This is a genomic window from Anaeromassilibacillus sp. 1001302B_160321_C8 (assembly GCF_015554745.1).
Lineage (GTDB): Bacteria > Bacillota > Clostridia > Oscillospirales > Acutalibacteraceae > Anaeromassilibacillus > Anaeromassilibacillus stercoravium.
In genome coordinates this window covers 22,376-42,564 of sequence record NZ_JADNJD010000008.1, presented here as the reverse complement: position 1 = coordinate 42,564, position 20,189 = coordinate 22,376, and the positions used below count along the sequence as shown (strand labels likewise).

At 54.4% G+C, this 20,189-nt stretch carries 20 protein-coding genes and 3 tRNA genes; 5 read left to right on the top strand and 18 right to left on the bottom strand.

Going from position 1 to position 20,189, the window contains the following annotated elements; all coding sequences use genetic code 11:
- Window positions 1-69: 69 nt before the first annotated feature.
- The 3 genes from I2E77_RS07180 to I2E77_RS07170 are packed head-to-tail and all read right to left on the bottom strand — an operon-like array spanning window position 70 to window position 3,527.
- Complete coding sequence (locus I2E77_RS07180; protein ID WP_191448385.1) at window positions 70-1,266, bottom strand: glycosyltransferase; 1,197 nt, start codon at window positions 1,264-1,266, stop codon at window positions 70-72.
- A 17-nt stretch (window positions 1,267-1,283) separates the two neighbouring features.
- Window positions 1,284-2,348: a glycosyltransferase gene (locus I2E77_RS07175; RefSeq protein WP_087228982.1), complete on the bottom strand. Its 1,065-nt coding sequence runs from the start codon at window positions 2,346-2,348 to the stop codon at window positions 1,284-1,286.
- Between the two features lie 24 nt (window positions 2,349-2,372).
- Window positions 2,373-3,527 (bottom strand): glycosyltransferase family 4 protein, encoded by a 1,155-nt coding sequence (locus I2E77_RS07170; protein WP_191520981.1) that lies wholly within the window; start codon window positions 3,525-3,527, stop codon window positions 2,373-2,375.
- 244 nt (window positions 3,528-3,771) lie between these two features.
- Here I2E77_RS07170 and I2E77_RS07165 point away from each other — a divergent pair, with 244 nt between their 5' ends.
- On the top strand, window positions 3,772-5,022 hold the full coding sequence (locus I2E77_RS07165) for a glycosyltransferase (protein WP_195450928.1): 1,251 nt from the start codon (window positions 3,772-3,774) through the stop codon (window positions 5,020-5,022).
- A 57-nt stretch (window positions 5,023-5,079) separates the two neighbouring features.
- Entirely contained in the window at window positions 5,080-5,214 is a 135-nt protein-coding gene (locus tag I2E77_RS14090; protein WP_275532216.1) for a hypothetical protein, read from the top strand.
- A gap of 57 nt (window positions 5,215-5,271) precedes the next feature.
- Here I2E77_RS14090 and I2E77_RS07160 read toward each other — a convergent pair whose 3' ends face one another.
- Together I2E77_RS07160 and I2E77_RS07155 are read right to left on the bottom strand one after the other, a co-directional pair.
- Window positions 5,272-5,658 carry an SH3 domain-containing protein gene (locus I2E77_RS07160; protein ID WP_195450927.1) on the bottom strand — a complete coding sequence of 129 codons (387 nt, stop codon included), beginning with the start codon at window positions 5,656-5,658 and terminating at the stop codon, window positions 5,272-5,274.
- 99 nt (window positions 5,659-5,757) lie between these two features.
- Complete coding sequence (locus tag I2E77_RS07155) at window positions 5,758-6,405, bottom strand: rhomboid family intramembrane serine protease (protein ID WP_195450926.1); 648 nt, start codon at window positions 6,403-6,405, stop codon at window positions 5,758-5,760.
- 123 nt (window positions 6,406-6,528) lie between these two features.
- Here I2E77_RS07155 and I2E77_RS07150 point away from each other — a divergent pair, with 123 nt between their 5' ends.
- Window positions 6,529-6,744, top strand: coding sequence for a hypothetical protein (locus I2E77_RS07150; RefSeq protein ID WP_191362389.1), 216 nt, complete (start codon window positions 6,529-6,531; stop codon window positions 6,742-6,744).
- A gap of 7 nt (window positions 6,745-6,751) precedes the next feature.
- Here the strand turns inward: I2E77_RS07150 and I2E77_RS07145 are convergent, their stop codons facing one another.
- Window positions 6,752-7,006, bottom strand: a complete 255-nt coding sequence (locus tag I2E77_RS07145) for a hypothetical protein (RefSeq protein ID WP_191362390.1) — start codon at window positions 7,004-7,006, stop codon at window positions 6,752-6,754.
- An 82-nt stretch (window positions 7,007-7,088) separates the two neighbouring features.
- Between I2E77_RS07145 and I2E77_RS07140 the strand changes: the two genes are divergently transcribed.
- Window positions 7,089-7,271: a hypothetical protein gene (locus tag I2E77_RS07140; RefSeq protein WP_195450925.1), complete on the top strand. Its 183-nt coding sequence runs from the start codon at window positions 7,089-7,091 to the stop codon at window positions 7,269-7,271.
- A 118-nt stretch (window positions 7,272-7,389) separates the two neighbouring features.
- On the opposite strand, the gene I2E77_RS07135 is transcribed toward I2E77_RS07140, so the two are convergent.
- The 12 genes from I2E77_RS07135 to hprK form a co-directional block, all read right to left on the bottom strand.
- On the bottom strand, window positions 7,390-7,836 hold the full coding sequence (locus tag I2E77_RS07135; RefSeq protein ID WP_191441471.1) for a hypothetical protein: 447 nt from the start codon (window positions 7,834-7,836) through the stop codon (window positions 7,390-7,392).
- A gap of 152 nt (window positions 7,837-7,988) precedes the next feature.
- Window positions 7,989-8,888 carry an SIR2 family protein gene (locus I2E77_RS07130; protein ID WP_191362391.1) on the bottom strand — a complete coding sequence of 300 codons (900 nt, stop codon included), beginning with the start codon at window positions 8,886-8,888 and terminating at the stop codon, window positions 7,989-7,991.
- A gap of 79 nt (window positions 8,889-8,967) precedes the next feature.
- Window positions 8,968-9,043 (bottom strand) — tRNA-Thr (locus I2E77_RS07125).
- A gap of 4 nt (window positions 9,044-9,047) precedes the next feature.
- Window positions 9,048-9,124: transfer RNA gene (locus I2E77_RS07120), tRNA-Asp, on the bottom strand.
- Window positions 9,125-9,127: 3 nt separating this feature from the next.
- Window positions 9,128-9,203, bottom strand: a tRNA-Trp gene (locus tag I2E77_RS07115).
- A 170-nt stretch (window positions 9,204-9,373) separates the two neighbouring features.
- Window positions 9,374-10,342: a 6-phosphofructokinase gene (gene pfkA / locus I2E77_RS07110; RefSeq protein ID WP_087229010.1), complete on the bottom strand. Its 969-nt coding sequence runs from the start codon at window positions 10,340-10,342 to the stop codon at window positions 9,374-9,376.
- Between the two features lie 161 nt (window positions 10,343-10,503).
- On the bottom strand, window positions 10,504-13,986 hold the full coding sequence (locus I2E77_RS07105; protein ID WP_195450924.1) for a DNA polymerase III subunit alpha: 3,483 nt from the start codon (window positions 13,984-13,986) through the stop codon (window positions 10,504-10,506).
- Between the two features lie 37 nt (window positions 13,987-14,023).
- Window positions 14,024-14,950, bottom strand: coding sequence for a DNA-binding protein WhiA (gene whiA, locus I2E77_RS07100; RefSeq protein ID WP_087229016.1), 927 nt, complete (start codon window positions 14,948-14,950; stop codon window positions 14,024-14,026).
- A gap of 46 nt (window positions 14,951-14,996) precedes the next feature.
- Window positions 14,997-15,854 carry an RNase adapter RapZ gene (gene rapZ, locus I2E77_RS07095; protein ID WP_191362394.1) on the bottom strand — a complete coding sequence of 286 codons (858 nt, stop codon included), beginning with the start codon at window positions 15,852-15,854 and terminating at the stop codon, window positions 14,997-14,999.
- 67 nt (window positions 15,855-15,921) lie between these two features.
- A complete protein-coding gene (murB, locus tag I2E77_RS07090) occupies window positions 15,922-16,830 on the bottom strand; it encodes a UDP-N-acetylmuramate dehydrogenase (RefSeq protein ID WP_191395547.1) in 909 nt (302 codons plus the stop codon).
- A gap of 27 nt (window positions 16,831-16,857) precedes the next feature.
- Entirely contained in the window at window positions 16,858-17,610 is a 753-nt protein-coding gene (locus I2E77_RS07085) for a phosphatase (protein ID WP_191395548.1), read from the bottom strand.
- A gap of 148 nt (window positions 17,611-17,758) precedes the next feature.
- Window positions 17,759-18,730: an HPr(Ser) kinase/phosphatase gene (gene hprK / locus I2E77_RS07080; protein WP_442858893.1), complete on the bottom strand. Its 972-nt coding sequence runs from the start codon at window positions 18,728-18,730 to the stop codon at window positions 17,759-17,761.
- 279 nt (window positions 18,731-19,009) lie between these two features.
- Between hprK and I2E77_RS07075 the strand changes: the two genes are divergently transcribed.
- Complete coding sequence (locus I2E77_RS07075; protein WP_195450923.1) at window positions 19,010-20,182, top strand: glycosyltransferase; 1,173 nt, start codon at window positions 19,010-19,012, stop codon at window positions 20,180-20,182.
- Window positions 20,183-20,189: the final 7 nt, after the last annotated feature.

Below are 20,189 nucleotides of genomic sequence, written 5' to 3'. Positions count from 1 at the left end.
CTTTCCCCGATGCGTCCAAAAGGGCGCTTCCTTTCCATCGTTCATTGTTTCTATTGGAAACAATTATGTTTATTCCGAGCCGATCAGTGAATATACCTTTTCGATCTCGTTTTCGTTTGTATAGTCCTCTGCTTCCAAGGCGTCGTGGAAGCGCTGCCGCAGCTCTCCGTCGGTCAACAGCTTTTCCAGGCCTTCCGCAATCCCTTCCGGCGTCATGGGGACGATCAAGCCATTTTCCCCGGAGGTCACCTGATCCGCTGCTGTGGAGAAATCCGTCAGCAAAATAGGCTTGCACAACACCATTGCCTCGTCCACGGCAATGGACTTCCCTTCAAAGCGCGACGGCTGCAAATACACATCGCAGGCCCGCAGAAACGGATAAGGATTCGCCTGTTCCCCCAGGAAGCAGACGTCCTGCTCGATGCCAAGGGAGCGCGCTTGCTCCTGCAAAGCGGCCTCCTCGGGACCGACACCGATGATATACCAGCGGAATTCCAGCCCTTTCTCGCGGAGGGAAGCAACCGCGGGCAAGGCGAGGTCTAACCCCTTCTGTACGGAGAGACGCGCAATGGACAACACACGGCTGCCCGAATAGCGGTCCCCAAAATCCACGGGCGCCTCCGCCATTTTCCGCAGGAACTGCGCGGAGAGGATGTTATAGACCACATGGAATTTCTCCCGGAACTCCGGGAAATTATCCTCCAACGCCATCTTACAGCCCTCTGAGACCGTACATAGCGCGTCCAGCTGCTTCACATAGGGCCGGTCGAAATCCTGGCTCAGCCCCATAGCGTTGTAGTCCCCGTGGATAAACCCGATCTTCCGCTTGGCCTGCACCTTGGTGACCGCATAATAGATGGGCTGCCCCTCCATAAAGGCCACCACCGCATCGTATTCTTTGCAGGCCGGATGCACAAAGTGCTTTTCAATTTTCCACATGCGTGCCAGGCGATCCCCCATCCCACCGGGGGTTTTCCCTGCAAAGGTCACCAGCAAGCGGCAGACTGCCGCCAGTGGGTGGCCGCCTTTTACCAAGGCAAACAGTGCTTTGCGGATATTCAGCTTATATTCCGCCGGGAAAAGGGGCGGAAGCAAGTTCACCTGGGGCGGGACGCGGTCCAGAAAAAGCCCTTCATTGGCAAAAAGCTGCAAATCAACATCATATCTTGTAAAATCGAACAGAGAGAGCAATGTCACCAGGCTTTTCTCAATCCCACCGCTGTGCAGACTGTAATTGATAAAAAGCACCTGTTTTTTCTGGGACATGACGACCCCTCCTCCGGTTATTTTTTTTGCGTATCACGGAACAGCATATGGCTATAGAAGCGATAAAATGCATAGACCATCGACGGATTCCCCGTGCGGATCACCCGCAAGATCAATTGATCGGACCGATTCCCGCCCAACAGATAGGAAGAAGCCGCCGCTTCTTTTAACAGCGGGGTCTCCAAGATCCCCTTCACCTCCGCTTTGCGCTGCTTGGCGTCCGCAGGGTTGTGCGGGCTGAAGCAGTTCACCAGCGCAGAATGCGCTGCATTGCGGAGCAGCCAAGCCAAGTGGCGTTCCCGGTATTGCTTATCCATCCCCTGTTGTTTCAGAAATTTCTGCACAACCTGGTAGCACTTCGTCATCATTTCCATCTTGTGCGGACGGTAACGGGTGCTGAGGGACTCCGGGTTGTAACGGTAGTGATAATAAGCGCCTTTGGCAAAGACGATCTTCTTGGCCAATGTATGCGCCATAATGGACACCGGCAGATCCTCCAGCATGATCTCCTGCTCATTGAAATACGCCAGATGATTTTCCACAAACCAGGCACGCCGGTAGAGCCTGCGCCATGCACAGCCCAGCATCTCCGTGGTGCGCCAGGAACTCCCGCTCACCGATGGGCCGATCAATTCTTCCAACAATGCCCGGTTGCGCTCTTCATCCGACTCGCCCGCCTGCAATGGCACGCTGCACGCGCGGCTCTCCCCATCGATCAGGTTTTCGCGCATATAGTTAAACACCACCAGGTCGGCCTCCTGCTCCTTTGCCGCCGCATAGACGGTTTCCAGCATTTCCGGGTCCACCCAGTCATCGGAATCGATAAAGGCGAGGTACTCGCCCGTAGCGCGCGCCACACCATAGTTGCGCGTATCCCCTAACCCGCCGTGGGGTTTCTCCAGGACACGCACCCGCTTGTCCGTTTCAAAGGAGCGGGCAACCTTCAACGACCCGTCCGTCGAAGCGTCGTTTACAAGCAAAACCTCTATATCTTCTAAAGTTTGGGACAAAATACTTTTTACGCACTGTTCCAAATAGTCTTCCACATTGTAAACCGGTACAATCACACTGACCTTCGGCACGTAAAAGCCTCCTTTCCGATTCCCTTATGCACCGAGGAACGCAAGGATGCGCTGCATCATCGCCTTCCAATCGTATTGTTCTTCTGCAAATGTTCGTTCTTGTCTGCTGCAATCCGCCTGCCGCCTACAGCGCTCAACGAATGCAATCAATTGCTCCATATCCACCGGTGTATCGTCATTCGGCACACGGAGCGCGAACGGCTCCTTACCGGTGAGGCTGTCGTCGTCATATGCGTAGAGGAACGGCAATCCCGCCGCGGCATATTCCCTCGCCTTCAGCGAGGAACAGCGGGTCAACCCACGCCGGTAGCATCCCAGTGTGGAAATCCCCACATCCGCTGTACGGTAGGTGCGGTTCAGCTCGTCACCCGTTTGAAAGCCCGGGCACAGCACGTCCTCCGTCAGGCCAAGGGATTTCACTTGCGCCAGGAATCCCGGCATTTCGGTGCGGTCGCCGCCCACCAGCACAAAGCGCAGCGGATGACGCCCGCCGGACGCCCGGTACGCCTGCATGCCGCGCAGGATGCGGTCGTATCCCTGCCACCACAGCGTCCCGGCCACCCCCAACATAGTGATGGGTTCCCCTTCCGGCTTCGGCGCAACCACCGGGATGGAATCCGTATCGATGCCGTTGTCCGCATTGATTGCTTTTACACCGAAGAAGTGGTCTGCATGGTTCCCATAGAGCACAACGCCATCGACCAGCCCCTTTAAAGAGAGGCCGGAGAGACGGTCCGCTGCAATATTGGCCGCAATCTTGACCGCTGTCGTTGCGCCCGCTTTGATCCCCTTGGCGTATTGAATGTTTCGCGCGTAATCCTTCAAATAGGGATAATTGGGGATTTCCACCCCGATCTGCCGGGTTCCGGCTTTTCGGGCGGCTTTGCAAAGATGAATCACATCAAAGCTGATCCGGTCCAGGCGGATATACAGGACGTCGAACCGGTGCGCAGCCACATAGTCCGCTGCAATTTGGAAAAACTGCTTCATCACGCGGCCCGGCCCGATCTGTACTTCGTGGCGGTCCTCACCGCAGAAACAAAATGTCTTCTCCCGCCACAGGGTATAAGTCACCTCATAGCCAAGCTTTTGAAACGCGGACGCCTGCCCGCGAATCTTCCGTGTAACGCCGAGGTAGAGCGGCGCGTCCTCCTGGAAGGTGAGATACAGCAATTTCATGAATGGCAAAGCCTTCTTTCCGGGGAATCATCCCTTCTCTATTTTCCATATTGATTGTACAAATTATACCATCCTGCCCCAGGGAGGGCAAGTAGAAAGCCTTTGATTTTCCTTTGATTATAGTATACTATAGTCAGAGGAAAAGACGAAGCCCTGCGGGGCAATAAAACGCCGATCCACACCGTACGCTTAAACATTGGAAGCGTGACAAACCTTGCATAGATCTTGAATGGAGGCATTGTTCATGAAGACCTGTCTGGTTCTCCTGACCAAAACCTACCCCTTTGACAAGGGGGAAGAATTTATCGAGGACGAGGTTCCCCTGCTGGCCAAGGCCTTTGACCGCCTCGTCATCGCCGCTACCAGCACCTCCGATGCACCGGAACAAACCCGTTCTGTCCCAGCCAACGCTACCATTTTACACATTCCTGCTTCCCGCATCAAACGGGCGCTGCCGGGAGCGGCGCTCTCCTATTTGCCGTTTACCAATTGCCGTGGATACGCCGGCCCGGAAGAGCGCGCCGCCGTCAAAGGCTCCCTGAAGCGCCGGGGCTTTTTGACCTACTTTTTGGCTAAATCTGAAGCCGTCTACCGTGCAGTGGCCGAAAAACTGGCCGATTGCAACTTAGAGCAATACGACGGCGTGACCTTTTACAGCTACTGGTTCTACGACATCGCGCTTGCCGCCGTCCGCCTGCGGGACCACTGCGGGGCAAAGGCAAAACGGGCCGTCAGCCGTGCGCACCGGTACGACCTTTATGCGGACCGCAACGCAACCGGCTATCTCCCGCTGCGCCCCTATCTGCTGGAGCATCTGGACCGCGTCTACCCCTGCTCCGCCAACGGGAGTAACCTTCTGAAAAAAAGCTACCCCGCTTACCAGACAAAGGTGGAGACCGCATACCTCGGCACCCGCGATTTCGGCCTCTCCCCGGAGCCGCAAGGGGACGAGCTGCATATCGTGAGCTGCTGCCATATTTCCCCAGTGAAACGCGTAGAGCTTTTGGCGCAAGCCCTATCCCTCTTGGAGGACAGCGGCCTCAAATTGCACTGGACGCACTTCGGCGGCGGGGACGGCCTCGACGCCTTAAAAGCCTATGCGAAGGAGCATCTCAGTTTTATGGACTGCCAGCTTGCCGGGCCCATTCAAAACGAGGCGCTCATGCGCTATTATCAGCAACACCCCGCAGACCTCTTTATCAACACCAGCAGCTCGGAAGGGCTTCCTGTCAGCATCATGGAGGCGTGTTCCTTTGGGATCCCGGCCATTGCCACCGACGTCGGCGGTACCTCCGAGATTGTCCAAGACGGCAAAACCGGCTTTTTGCTTCCCATGGAGTTTGCACCAAATGTTTTGGCAGAGCAAATTGTGGCGTTCTCCCGCCTTCCACAGGAACAACGGCAGGCCCTGCGCGCCAATTGCCGCAAAGTCTGGGAAGAACAATTCTTCGGGGAGCGGAACTTCACCCGTTTTGCCGAAGCCATCCGTCCCTGATTTATCAAACAAACTCAAAAAAATACGCCCATCGCAAAATCCCCCTGATGTAGCAGAATGAACTACATCAGGGGGATTGCTAATTTCGATCAGAAGGACCGCTATATGCTGTTTTGCAGGCGCGATCTCTTCCAGGAAAAATGGAACAGCGCCGCTTTCGCCCTGCGCCACTCCGAAAAGTGCTTATTGTAGGAATGCCTCTTTTGTATTGTCGGCAAAGCTCCTATTGCTTCAAGAGCCTGTCCTGCTTTATTCCTCTACAGAAATGTATGCCTGAAAAATAAAGCCGCTCTGCCCCTCATAGGTAACTTTGACCCAGTCGCCAGAACTCCCCAGCGGGTCCACTAGGAAAGCGTCCCCTGGGTATGCACGTCCAATCGGTTCGCTGTTTTGGTCCGGGGCGCTGCGCACGTTGGCATAACTCCCCTCAATGATGTTGACAATCTTTCCAATCGTCAGATGTACATCCGGCAATGGTGGCAAAGACGCAGGAATGAAACTAGAATCCCCTTCTCCCACCGTGGAGGACGTAGGCGCGGGATTTTCAGAAGAAGTCTCTTCCCCTTCACTTTTTCCAAAGCAGCCGGTGAGCAAAAAGAGACTTACCGCCAGCAACAGACAGAAAACCCGTTTCATAAAACGCCTCCTCACATTTTCTATAAGATTCAAACAGATTATACCACCAAAAGCCAGAATTACGCAACCGATTTTATACAAAAATTCCAAAACTTTCCTTTACCAGTGATATTTCCGGAAATTCCGCCGCATCATCCAGTAGTCTGCCTTTCGTTTGACCCAATGGAAGAGGTCCGCGCCGAAGAAGAGAAGGACATTGAGCAGGGACATCAGGATAGCGGCCCTAGATGCCCAATCCCCGTAGAAAAACGAACCGGCACTGTAAAGCAGATTGATCACCGCCAGATATTTCACTTTGACCGGGACGGCAAAGAACAGCAGCAATTCAAAATTGGGGTAAAGCGCCGCAAACGCCAAAAACAGCGACAAGTTTAAATACTGGTTCACGCCGTAGCCGGTGACTAGCGCGGCCAAAACGCTCCCGAGAATTCCGCTCAGATAGAATAAATTCAAGCGAAACGTGCCCCATTCCTTCTCCAACGCATTTCCCAACAGGCAATAAAAATAAAGGTTCAAAAGGACCCACAGCGGCGAGCTGGAAGGCGGTAAAAAGAGAAAGGTCAGGAAACGCCAAATCTGTCCCCGCGCGACTAGATCCATGTCCAAAGCCAGCAGGGACTGCATCGGCGTGCCGGGAAAAAAGAGGTCGATCAAGTACACGGCCAACATGATTCCAGACAGGATATACATCAAATGCGGTATTGCATAGCGCCCAAATTTGCGTTCCATTTGACTGAGCCATTTCATGGATAACACCTTCCTTATCCTTCAAGTCTCGGTCAAAATGGCCCTGTTCATACAAGCAATTGCAGTATTCTTCTCCATGCCGGACATACTAACGACAAATCTGTCTGAAAAGGAGGTATGGTGATGCTGCTAAACAACGCCGACTTGGAAAACATTTGTGAGGCGCTGCACCAGATGGAATTCCGCTGTGCCAGGAACATCCATCTGCTGGAAGACTCCTTTTTATCCGCCGTGGACCAAGATTCCAAGATTGAGCTGGCCGTATTGCGGGAACAGCTCCAACAGTACCACGCTACTATGGAAAAAATCCAACTTCTCCGTGAAACCGGGCCTGTTTAAATGTCCGTCAATCCTCTTCGACCACCACTTCGTCCGCGAGAGCCGCAACTGCGGCGAAAAGCCCCTGTGTGTCCTTGCGGGTATCCCGCAACAGGTCCGTGTCCTCTGCAAAATTCCCCCATACCGAGAAACGGCCGTCGTCCTGTTGTACAACCTCCAATTCCTCATACGTTTCATAACGGCGTGGATCAAAGTCCTTCTGCCCGCCAAACAGGCCGTTCACTGCGTCCCATTTGTGTGCCCTGAAAAAATACCGCTTCATAGATATCTCCCTTACTCTCCTTTTGTTCGTTTTGGACACCAATCCATCCCTGCCGAATAAACTATGGATGGAGGTGTGAATCATGGTTGTAAAAATGAATGTGTACCACTGTATGAACCCAAAAGAAAACCCGGAACCCTCGTGGATGCGCAAGCCAAAGACCGCTGGGACGCTCCAAGACGACCTTGTAAAACGCTTTAAAGAATCGCCGGACTCCTTCTTCCCTTCTTTCTATCCACCTACAAGGCCCGAATCCCAAACATAAGCACCGGCGCCTGAGGTCCTCTTTCCCGAACTTTGGAAAGAGGGCCTCTTCGTTGCGCAACAGCACTTGCGCAGAAAAGAAAAAAGAGAGCCAAAACAGCTCTCTGTGTGGGAATCGATCAACATCCCGAAGAATAGAAGAAGGTGGTCCCATCCACCACTTTGCACCAATCGGAACGCTCCAAGATGTCCAAGACCTCGCTGCGCTTCACCTTTCCGCTGAGTGCTTTTGTAACCTCCGGCATACGGATCAAACGGTCTGGATTTTGTTTAAAGAAATTCTCCAGTTCCCCTTCCAAGTTGGAGGTTGTTTGCGCCTTTTGCTGCGCTGCAGCCGGCTTGGACGCCCTACGGTCGATCAAGAATGCCTCCGTGTGCTGTTTGACATACATCAGGAACATCGTCTTAATCCGGCTCACCAAGCGCGGCGGAAGTCCCTCTGAGGCCGCCAGCTGGTCAAACCGGCATCGCGCCAGATCCGCCATGGTTTTGTAATGATGCCGTTCGCAGTAAAGAAGAAACGGCCGGTAGAGCTCTCCGGAGTAAATTTGTTCGATCTCGTCCACAATAACAGTCCCTTCCTAATTTTAAAGTCGTGCGATAGATGATTATACAGGAATCTCCCAGAATCTTCAAGTATTTTCCAAAAATTTTCCATTTCCATCCAAGGAGGTCCAGCTTCATCCCCTCGCCGGATCGGTTTCGAAAAAAGGCAGCTTCACAGCTGCCCTTGAATCTCTTCTAATATCTGTAAATAGCCTGCTTCGTAATTTCCTTCCGGCGGTTCCATGCAAACGACTTCTACATTCAGACTGTCCAACAGGGAACATAATTGTAAAAAGCTTTCCGTCTCCGTTCCCACCCGATAGAACACAATCCGATTTTTTACAAAAGGAGCCATTCCACGGTAATTGGCATTCATCAAAAAAGCCCGGTAGGTCAACAGCCACCAAACGTCCATCTCCACCCGATCCAGGCCATACCCCACAAAAAATAGGTCATGGGTAAAAAAGAGCTCTGCAAAGCTGCCGGTGCTTTCCCGGTTTCCCCGCAGAAGATTGAACAACACCACATCCCTAGCACCCTTTTCATGCGCAAGCAACAGGCTGCGCAGCTTTTCCAAGGCGCCTGCATAATGTTCAAACCCCAGGCAGACGGACGAGGGAGCCTTTGCCTCCCCATGGATGTGGCGGATGGTCTTCCCGCCGGCGGCCTGCTTGCGGAAAAGGCTATACCGGATTTCCGCACTCCCGGACTTTACCCCATGTTCGAAAAAATGAGGGTCCGCCGCATATTCCAGCATATAGTCGTAATTGGTCGTCAGGAGCTCCTGGACCGGCAAATCCATCAAGCGCTTCTGAAGCAGCTGCGGCTTTTTCTGGGGATCCAGCATGGGCCCCACAATATCGGATTTCATTTGCCAAAATGCCCTATCCCCCGTAAAGCAGCGGGATTTTAACGCAGCATTCGCGATGCGCTCGAATTCCATGGAAAAGGAGGCGTTGCTTTTCCCTGTCACCCCTAGCCGTTCCGCCAGGCTGTCCAACATACCGCCCCAGGAATGTAAGACCGGATAACAACGGTTCAAACCATTGCCGACAAAAATTGCACTCGCCATCTGCCTGTCCCCCTATCTCCAATTTTTTAATATAAATAGCAAAAAATCCAGGATCCTAAAATGGTTCCTGGATTTTTTGTGGAGCTGCTAACCAGAATCGAACTGGTGACCTCATCCTTACCAAGGATGTGCTCTACCGACTGAGCCATAGCAGCAAAGTGGCGACTCGGAACGGGATCGAACCGTCGACCTCTAGCGTGACAGGCTAGCGTTCTAACCAGCTGAACTACCGAGCCGTATGGCAGGGGCAGAAGGACTTGAACCCTCGGCACGCGGTTTTGGAGACCGCTGCTCTACCAACTGAGCTATACCCCTATTTCTTTGCGGTACTCTCAAGCGCGAGATTAATTCTAGCATTTTCTACACAAACTGTCAATAGTTTTTCGCAAACTTTTTTAAAAAATTTCAGCCAGATAAAGGAAAGAGTAGGCGGGCGAATCCGAAAGCCGTTTTCGCCCGCCCAGTACATTCCTATGTAGGCTGCTTTAGATGGAAATCTTCAGCGCAATATCATAGAGTTCCTTGTTAAAGGGACGCTTCATCGCCAACGCCTCTGTGATGTCGAGATCCACCACTTTGCCCTCACGAACAACAATGACGCGGTTGCTACGGCCGCTCTCCAGCAGCTTTACCGCCTTATACCCCATTTCGCTGGCCACCACACGGTCGCGCAACGTCGGGGAACCACCGCGCTGCACATGGCCGAGCACAGTTGCACGGGTCTCAATACCAGTGCTCTCCTCGATCTTATGAGCCAACTCGGTCACACCGCCGACGCCCTCGGCAACAACAATGATAAAGTGCTTCTTGCCGGTCTTCTGGGTAAACTGCATACGGTCGATGATATCCTTCTGGAAGTCAAACGGAACCTCCGGCACCAGGATCACGGTTGCCCCCACAGCAATGCCCACCAGCAGAGCCAGGTCTCCGCAACGGCGGCCCATAACCTCCACAACGCTGCAGCGGTCGTGGGACTCGGTCGTGTCGCGCAGACGGTCCACCATATCCACAGCCGTGTTCATAGCCGTGTCAAAGCCGACGGTGTATTCGCTGCTGGCAACGTCGTTGTCAATCGTGCCCGGGATGCAGACACAGGGGATGCCCGCGCCCGTCAGGTCACGCGCGCCGCGGAAGGAACCGTCGCCGCCGATGACTACAACCCCTTCAATGCCCAGCTTCCGGCACATATCTGCCGCCTTCTGGACGCCTTCCGGCGTATTGTATTCCTTGCTGCGAGCTGTATACAGCATCGTGCCGCCGTGGTGGATGATATCCGACACGCTGCGGAGATCCATTTCGAACACATCGCCGCTCAGCAGGCCCTGATAACCTCTGCGGATGCCCAGAACCTCCATACCGGAAGTCAACGCAGTACGCGCTACCGCACGCACTGCTGCATTCATGCCCGGTGCGTCACCGCCGCTCGTCAACACGCCAATTTTTTTCATACTCATAACCGTATCCTCCTAAAAGAAAATCTACTGATTTCAGAATGCCGCGTCCATTTGACGCTGAAACAGGATTCTTTGTCTAATTATCCCTATTATAGCGTATTTTGTAAGAACTAATCAAGACATAAATATGGATAAATGAATCCGCTATATGGAAAATTCACTCATTCCTTCACAAAAGCAACATTTGCCTTGCCCAAAACCTTACAAAGCTCCCGCAAAAGCACGTCATTTACATCCACGCGCATCGAGGTCGGGGCCAACATCAGCTTTTTGGTATCTTCAAAATAGACGTATAGGGGTGTGGGGCCGTCAAATACGAGAATATATTTTTTGGCCTTCTCATACAGCGGGCTTTCCTTACTGGGAACCTTCAAATACAACCCCGGACGTTTGGACTTCTTCTTCGGGGGCGGATGATCCCCTATGCGACCCTTGTCCGGCGCGGGAAGCACCTGCTCGCATACGAGCTTCGTCTCCTCATCCTCGCGCATGCTCACCCGCCCGCGCATCTGCACAACGCTTCCCTCCGTGATCAGCGCCGCATACTGCGTCAGCGTATTGGGAAATACCAGCGCTTCGATCGAGCCGAACATGTCCTCCACGGTGACAAACGCCATGGTGCTGTTATTTTTGGTCACCTTTAAGCGCACCTTTGTGAGAATGCCCAGCAGTGTCACATGGTCGCCGTCGTGATAGCGGCCTGTATCTTCATCCAGGAGTTCCCCGGTCTTTGCCGCATGCAGTTGTTCATACGCCGGCAGGTATTCCGCCATGGGATGGCCGGAGAGATACATGCCGGTCACCTCTTTTTCCATTGCCAGCTTGTCCGCCATGCTCAGATCCGCCATGGGCCCAATCACGAATTCTTCCTCTGCGGATCGCGTCGCCAAGCTATCAAAAAAGCCGAGCTGCCCATCCACATTGCGGCGTTTGTCCGCCTCCAGGGATTCGAGGACGGAAGCGACGTTCTCCAGCATTTGCCGCCGGTTATAGCCCAGATTGTCCAATGCGCCGCATTTCACCAGGCTTTCCAGTGCCCGGCGGTTCAAATCTTTTCCGTACATCCGCTTGCAAAAATTATAAAACGAGGTGAACGGACCGCCTTGGTCGCGCTCCTGCAACAAGCCGCTGATAAAGCCCTTGCCCAGATTCCGGATGGCCAGCAGTCCAAAGCGGATGTCCTTCCCGTCGACGGTAAACCCATTCCGGCTGAGATTCACATGGGGCGGCAACACGTGGATGCCCAGGCGGATACACTCAGCAATATAGGCGGACAGCTTGTTGGTCATATCCAAAACGCTGGTGAGCAGTGCGGCCATGTATTCCTGCGGATAATAGCACTTCAGCCATGCAGTCTGATAGGCCAAGAGCGCATAGGCCGTGGCATGCGATTTATTAAACGCATAGGAGGCAAAGCTCTCCATCTCGCCGAAGATCGCCTTGGCGGTCTCCTCGTCTACGCCGCGGCGGATACAGCCGTCCACCTCCACGGTGCCGTCTTCATTTACCAGCCCATAGATAAAGATCTGCCGCTCTTTTTCCATGACGTCCGCCTTTTTCTTGCTCATGGCGCGGCGGACAATATCGGCGCGGCCGAGCGAATACCCCGCCAGGCTCCGGAAAATCTGCATCACCTGCTCCTGGTAGACGATGCATCCATAGGTGACGTCCAAAATATCCCGCAGCAGCGGGTGGCGGAACTGCACCTTCTCCGGGTGATGGCGGCACTCGATATACCGCGGGATGGAGTCCATCGGCCCAGGGCGGTACAGCGAAATCACCGCGATCAAGTCCTCCAAACGCTCCGGCCTAAGCTGCATAATCACGCTGCGCATCCCGCCGGATTCAAACTGGAATACCCCGTCCGTGGAGCCAGTGGACAGCATGTCGAAGACCTTCGGGTCGTCTAATGCGATATTTTCAATCTGAAAATCCGGGACTTTGGTGCGGATCATCTCCTGCGCGTCGTGGATCACAGAGAGATTACGCAGTCCCAAAAAGTCCATTTTCAAAAGGCCGAGCTCTTCCAAGGTGGTCATGGTGTACTGCGTAACGATGGAATCATTGTTCTTTGCGAGCGGGACATACTCGCTCACCGGCCGGTCTGTAATCACAACGCCCGCTGCATGGGTGGAGGCGTTGCGCGGCATCCCCTCCAGTTGACGGGCCATGTCGATCAACTCATGCACCTGGGGGTCGGTGTCGTACCGCTGCCGCAGCTCCTGCGAGGCCTTCAGCGCCTTTTCCAGCGTGATATTCAACTCCATGGGTACCAGCTTTGCAATGCCGTCCACCGTGGCATAGAGGATCGCCATCGCGCGCCCAACGTCGCGGATGGAGCCGCGCGCCGCCATGGTGCCAAAGGTAACGATCTGCGCCACGTGGTCACTGCCGTATTTGCGCACGACGTAGTCGATCATCTCCTGGCGGCGTTCGTCGCTGAAGTCGATGTCAAAATCGGGCATGCTGACCCGTTCCGGGTTCAGGAACCGCTCGAACAGCAGGTTGTACCGTATGGGATCGACACCCGTGATGCCGATGCAATAGGCCGCCAAGCTTCCCGCGCCGGAACCGCGCCCAGGCCCCACCGGAATGCCGACGCTCTTCGCATAGCGGACAAAATCGTATACGATCAGATAATAGTTGACATATCCCATCTTTTCGATGGTGGCGAGCTCATATTCCAGCCGGTCAACAATCGACTGCTCCGGATGCTCCCCGTAGTATTTATGAAGCCCTTCGTAACATTTGTCCCGGAAATAGGCGGTGTTCTCCTGCCCATTGGGCGTATCAAAATGCGGGAGCTTTGTCTTGCCAAACTCAAATTCCACGTGGCAGCGCTCCGCAATTTTCCAGGTGTTGTCCGCGGCCTCCGGATGGCCGGGGAACAGGGCGCGCATCTCCTCCTCCGACTTGTAGTAAAACTCATCCGAGGCGAATTCCATGCCGTCCTTGTCTTCGATCGTGTGGTTCGTCTGGATGCACAGCAGGATATGGTGCATCTTGCTATCCTCACGCCGGATATAATGGCAATCATTTGTCACAACCAATGGAATGCCCGTATCCTTGGACAGGCGGATCAACGCCGGATTGATCAGCTTCTGCTCCCGAATCCCATGGTCTTGCAGCTCCAAAAAGAAATTGCCGTCCCCAAAGATCTCTCGATAGCGCAAGGCGGCCTCTTTTGCGCGGTCATAATCGTTGGCCACCAGCGCCCGGGGGACCTCCCCTGCCAGGCATGCGGACAGGGCAATCAACCCCTCATGATATTGCTCCAAGAGCTCAAAATCGACGCGCGGCTTGCTGTAGAATCCCTCAATCCAGCTTTTGGAGACCATCGCCGCCAAATTTTGATAGCCGGTGTTGTTCTCGCAGAGCAGGACCAGATGGCGGTGTTCCGAGTCGAGCTCTCGCGTCTTGTCAAACCGGGAACGCTGGGCAACATATACTTCACAGCCGATGATCGGGTTGATCCCGCGCGCTTTGGCCGCCTTATAAAAGTCCACGGCGCCATACATTACGCCGTGATCCGTAATCGCGACCGCCCGGTCGCCCCGCTCCGCCGCCGTATCCAACAGGCGTTTGATCCGGCATGCGCCGTCCAGAAGGCTGTATTCTGTATGCAAATGCAGATGTGCAAACATGCAAATTCCTCCTTTCCCATTTATTTAAAGGGATACCTCACCGCTCCGGCAGGGTCTCCGCCAAGTCCACAATGCGCTGTAAACGGTGGTTGACGCCGGACCTGCTCAGCGGCGGCGAAAGCGACTCTCCCAGCTCGCGCAGCGACATCTCTGGATTCTGCAAACGCAGCTCCGCCAACTCCCGCAGCTCCTCCGGCAATTCGCCCAATCCGGTGGATTCCGCAATCTTTTGGATGGCCAGCACCTGCCGCGCGGCAGCCGACGCGGTTTTATCCAGGTTCGCCGTCTCGAAATTGGTCCGGCGGTTGATCTGGTTGCGGACCTCTTTCAGCATTTTTACCTGCATCAATTCCATGGCGGCCGCAGGAGCGCCCAAATAGGTCAGCAGGTCCGTCACCTGTTCCATCCCCTTACTATAAACCACAAACGAGCCTTTGCGGTTGGTCAGCCCGGGCTGCAAGCGCTCCACACCGCACATCTGTAGGGCCACCAAGAGGTCCTTTGCCAGATTGCTATATGGGACGACAAACTCTAAATGGTATTCCTTGTTTGGGTCCGTCACAGTCCCGCAGCACAAAAAGGCTCCGCGCAGAAAAGACGCCAAGCACTCCGGGCAGACGATGTTTTTCCGGTGGATGCGCAGGTTGATCTCCCCCGCTTCATGGCCAAAGGTATGCAGCAGGAGATTCCTTTGATCGTCCCCCTCCACCGTAACGGAAAAGGTATTCCGATTTTCCTTCCTGCGGGAGATGGAGCTCCGCAAGTCCACAATGACGCCCGCCACCTGCGCTGCAAGCTGTGCCACCCGATGAGCAACGGCGGCATTTTCCGTCACCATGCAGACCGAAGCGCGCGAAAAGCTTCTGCCAAACAAAAGTAAACCGTAGCACTCCGCCTTGCTGCAGCAGGAGCGCTGCGGTACCGATTTACACATTTCGTTTTTGGTATCTGCCGCGAACGACACGATTTCACCGCCTTTTCACTCAGGGCTTTTTATAGACCGGCTGGGATTATTTCTGGATGTCCCGGTGGTTGACGCTTGTCCGGTGCCCGTTTTCCAACAGATGGTCGTATAACAGCTGCGCCAACGCCACCGAACGGTGCTTGCCTCCCGTACAGCCGATTGCGATGACCAGCTGGCTCTTCCCCTCGTCGCAGTAAAGCGGAAGCATATAGTCAATCAGGCTGATTAAGCGCTGGACAACCCCCTTGGTCTGCTCCCATTTCATCACATAGGAGTACACCGGTTCGTCCAGCCCGGTGAGGTGCTTGAGTTCCTCGATATAGAACGGATTGGGAAGGCAGCGCACATCAAAGACCAGGTCTGCCTCGGTAGGGATTCCATACTTGAATCCAAAGGATACGCAATGGACCATCAACGCCTGCGAAGAATCGCCCAAAAACAGGTTGGAAATGCGCTCCTTCAACTGCGCCGGGGAGAGGAACGACGTGTCGATGATGTAATCCGCCTTCTCCCGGACCGGCCGCAAAATCTCGCGCTCCAGCTTGACCGCCTGCTCCAGCGAGCCGAGGTTGTTCTCTGCCAGCGGATGCTTCCGGCGCGTCTCTTTAAAGCGGTTGATCAGCACATAATCGTTTGCGTCCAGGAACAAGATGCGGTAATGCTTGTCCTCATTTTTTAAATCATCCAGCGTCTCAAACAGGCTGCTGAACATATCGCCCCCACGGATGTCGGTGACAACCGCAACACGGGAAAAGGTATTCCCCGCTTTGGCGCACAGATCGTAAAAGGTGGGAATCAGCTTTGGAGGGATATTGTCCACACAATAGAATCCGATGTCCTCCAAAGCATCCACTGCCCGGGATTTTCCCGCCCCGGATAGGCCTGTGACGATTAAAAATTCCATGAAAACTCGCATCCTTTCCTGCTAAACATCCGGGGTACGAAATGCCGCTGGGCGGCCTTCGGCCCGGTCAAGATACCAGCCGCACCTCGCATTCCAGGGAAACCCCCGTCTCCCTGCGCACGGTCTCCTGAATGATCGCAATCAATTCCAAAACATCCTTGCAGGTGGCGCCTCCCAAATTCACAATAAAGCCCGCGTGCTTTTCGCTGACGGCAGCGCCGCCCACACGGCGCCCTTTAAGTCCACACCGTTCGATCAATGCGCCCGCATAATGGCCCTCCGGCCGCTTGAACACACTGCCGGCACTGGGTTTATTCAAAGGCTGTTTCGCCTTTCGGCTGTTGTAATGCTCCTCCATCAGGAGGGCAATCTGATCGGCATCCCCGCGCTGCAATTCCAACGTCATGGAAACGATTGTGCAGCCGTTTTCCATGTAGGCGCTGTGCCGGTAGCCGAACTGCAGCGATTCCCCGGATAAAATGCCAAACGTCCCATCCGGCGCAACATGGCTGACCGACGACACGACGCTGCTCATATCGCAATTGTAAGCGCCTGCATTCATATAGACCGCCCCGCCGGCCATGCCTGGAATGCCCCAGGCAAATTCCAGCCCGCTGAGCGCACGGCTTTTGGCAAAATTACAGAGGCCCGCCAGGGAAACGCCCGCCCCGCATACGAGCTCCGTTTCGCCGCGCTGGTGGATATCGCAAAACGCATCGTCCAAATATACGACGGCGCCGCGGACTCCTTCGTCGCTCACCAGCAGGTTGGAGCCATTTCCAATCATCAGGACGCGCACGTCCATTTCCTTCGCTTCCCGCAGGAAATCGGACAGCATTGCCACATTGTGCGCTGTGACAAAGAGATCCGCGGGCCCGCCGATCTTAAAAGTGGTGTGCCGGCTCATCGGCTCCTCATAGGCGACACTGCACCCAAAGGCCAGGGCTTTTCTCCCAAGCATGTCAATTTGGTTCATCGTGCTCCTCCCTCACAAAACATGGTATCAAAGCAGGTTCAGCTCCAACAGCGGGTCCTGATACACCTGGGTATATTTTCTCAGATAGGCGTTAAAGCGCTCGACACTGGAATTGACCACCAACTCTTCCGGAAAATCCAATTCTTCCAGCAGGCGCAGAGAATTTTCAAAGCAGCCCACACGGGCGGAAAAATGCGAATCCGTATTGACGACAATTGGCACCGCATGCTTCTTGCAGAGCTGCATGATCTGTACACAGTTTTCCACCGAACTCCGGCGGTTGCTGAACGTCGCTTCGTTGAGTTCCACTAGCTTGCCGTTGTGCCCAAACTCCGGGATAACGCGCTCATAGTCATACGGAAATTGTGCGGAACCGCTGTGCCCGATGACCTGGATATGCGGATTCTTGGCAATGTTCAGCCACGCGTTTGTAATGGCTTCTACCGAATGCGGCCCCTTGGGCATGGCGGGATCGTGCATTGAGGCGACGATCCAATCCAAGCTGTCCACATCGCTGTCCTGAAGGTCCGTATTCCCATCATAGTCCACCACGTCGCATTCCTCGCCGCGCAGGACCAGAACCCCTTCCAGCTTATGCGGAACAACCACCAAATTTTGAAAGTACCACTTTCCCGGGGCGCCTGGCATCGCTACGCCGTGATCCGTGATCGCAATGGCGTACAGCCCTTTTACAGCCGCCGCATGCACCATCTCGCTGAGCGTGGAGTATGCATGGGTGGACGCCAGGGTATGGCAATGGGTATCTGCAATAATGTTCATTGTTCTCTGCTCCATATGCAATAAAATGTACGGGGCGGTCCTGCGCAATAGAACCGCCTCCGTATGAGAAATTCTTTGATCGCTGTATTCGGAAACCGTTCGCTGGGACGGCATCCAAACCGCTGCGCGCCACCGGCATCAAGCCCTCTTATAGATCCAATTCGAGCTTCTTTTCATCCTCTTGCAGCGTGGAGACGTCCATGCCCAAGCTGGCCAAGAGCTCCGTCGCAGCGTTATAGCCCATCTTTTTCTGGCGGTTGTTCATAGCCGCCACCTCTATGATGATCGCAAGGTTACGGCCGGGCTTGACCGGGATGGTCAGCACCGGGACCTTAATGCCTAAAATCTCCGTATATTCGCTGTCGATGCCCATGCGGTCGTAGACTTTTTTATTGTCCCAAATCTCCAGGTTGATGACAATATCGATCTTCTCCGTCACCTTGACCGCGCCCATACCAAAGATCCGGCGGGCATTGATGATCCCGATGCCGCGCAGTTCGATAAAATGGCGGATATTCTTCGGCGCGGAACCCACCAGGGATTTCGCAGAAACGCGGCGGATCTCCACCGCGTCGTCCGCAATCAGGCGATGGCCGCGTTTAATCAGTTCGATCGCGGTCTCACTTTTGCCGACGCCGCTGTCGCCCACCAGAAGAATTCCTTCGCCGTACACCTCCACCAGCACGCCGTGGCGCGTGATGCGGGGCGCCAGCTCCACATTCATGAACTGCACCAACGCCGCCACCAGGCTGGACGTGGTTTCCTGCGTGCTCAGCAACGGCACATCATTCCGTTTGGTCGCCTCCAGCAGCTCCGGGGCCGGCTCCAGGCCGCGCGCAATAATCGCCGCCGGCGGCTTCTGCGAAAACAGCTCGTCCAGGACCTTGGCGCGTTCCGCCGGGTCCATCGACGCCAAAAACGCCGTCTCCGCGTTGCCGAAAATAACAATTCGGCTTGTATCGTAGTAATCAAAGAACCGGTTCAGTTCCAAACCAGGACGGTTGACGTCCATGGAGGAGATCATGATTTTATCCGGGTCGCCGCACATATTAATGACATCCAGAGAAAGTTCCTGCATCACTTTGGAAAGGGATACGCGAAATTGACTGGTTGGCATCATAGATACACCTGCTTTCCTTTTCTTTTCCAATCGACAACCTCCTCCCAGAAGCTGCCATCGGTCCGATGGCCTGGCGCCATCCATAAAAATCTCTGTTATTATTATATATCAATCCTGGAGAAGTTTAAAGGGAAATCCCTAAAATAATATGGAGGATTTTCTATCCCAGAGGGCGGAGAATATGCTATAATGATGTCATATTGTTTAATGAACGTACATTTCGTTCAACGGTCTTTCCGAACCAAATCGGAAAGAGAATCGATATAGGGATGGTTAAACATGAAAATAGCACTGTTTTTAGAAGCCTACCTCTCCCAGGCGAGCGCCTCGGCCACCCACGTGTCCCTACTGGCAGAAGGGTTGGTCAAACTGGGCCATGAGGTCTTGATCGTCACAACGGACCCGGAAACCGACGACTGTTACGAGCAGGACGGCATCCTTTGCTGCCCTGCGAAACCGAGCGCCAGCCTCTTTGGCCAGAGTGCTCGCGTTTCAAAGCTGCCGGGCCTCATGCCGATGATCGAAGCATTTTCGCCGGACTTGATTCATATTCAGACTTTTACAGAGATTGGCGGTATTGGCCTCAAATATGCGCAAAAGCACCAGTTGCCGGTCGTGTGCACCATACACGAATTGCAGGACGTTCTAGAGGGATACGGCGCCAACCGGCCCGCGGTACTATTCAACAAGCGGCAGGGCCAAACACTGTTGAAAAAAATCCTATCCGGCTCGGATGTCATTACAACCGCTTCCAAAAAATGCGCGAAAGCCGTCCAAGCATTGTTTCCCTGCCAAATCCATACAATCCCCTATTGCGTGGATACGGAGCGGTTTTGCCCCCGCCCCTTGGACGACCCTTCCAAGGAAAGTATGCGCACGCGGCTCCATCTGACGGACGGGAAAGTGGGGTTCGTCTTTTCCGGGCGCCTCAGCGCGGAAAACCGGGTGGATGACCTTCTCGCTTTTTGGAGCAAGGCTGTCGCGCTCCGGGACGATCTGCGGCTCATATTGGTGGGCAGCGGTCCGGACGCGGCAGAGCTTCACGAGCGGGCGCGCGTCTTGGGGGTTGGCGACAAGGTCTTTTTTGCCGGCAGCCTGACGCGGGACGATTTGAGTCTGTGTTTTTCCGTGTGCAAGGCGTTTGTCAGCGCTTCGGATTCGATCACCATGGAGGCTGCCCCGATCGAGGCCATTGCCAGCGGCTTGCCGGTCATTTTGCGGCCAGCCAGCGCAAACGCGGACCTGATCATCAGCGGTGTCAACGGCTTTTCCTATGAAACGCCCGACGAACTGGGAGATATTGTCAAAAAGCTTGCGCAGCTCGACGCGGATGGGGAGCTCCTGATGCGTAAGCTTGTCAGCAAGACTGCCGCCAGCCTGACCGATCTCAACCAGGCAAAGGCGCTTGTCTCCTGCTACGAAATGGCGCTCGGCCGTCACACGCAAAGTTGACCCATTT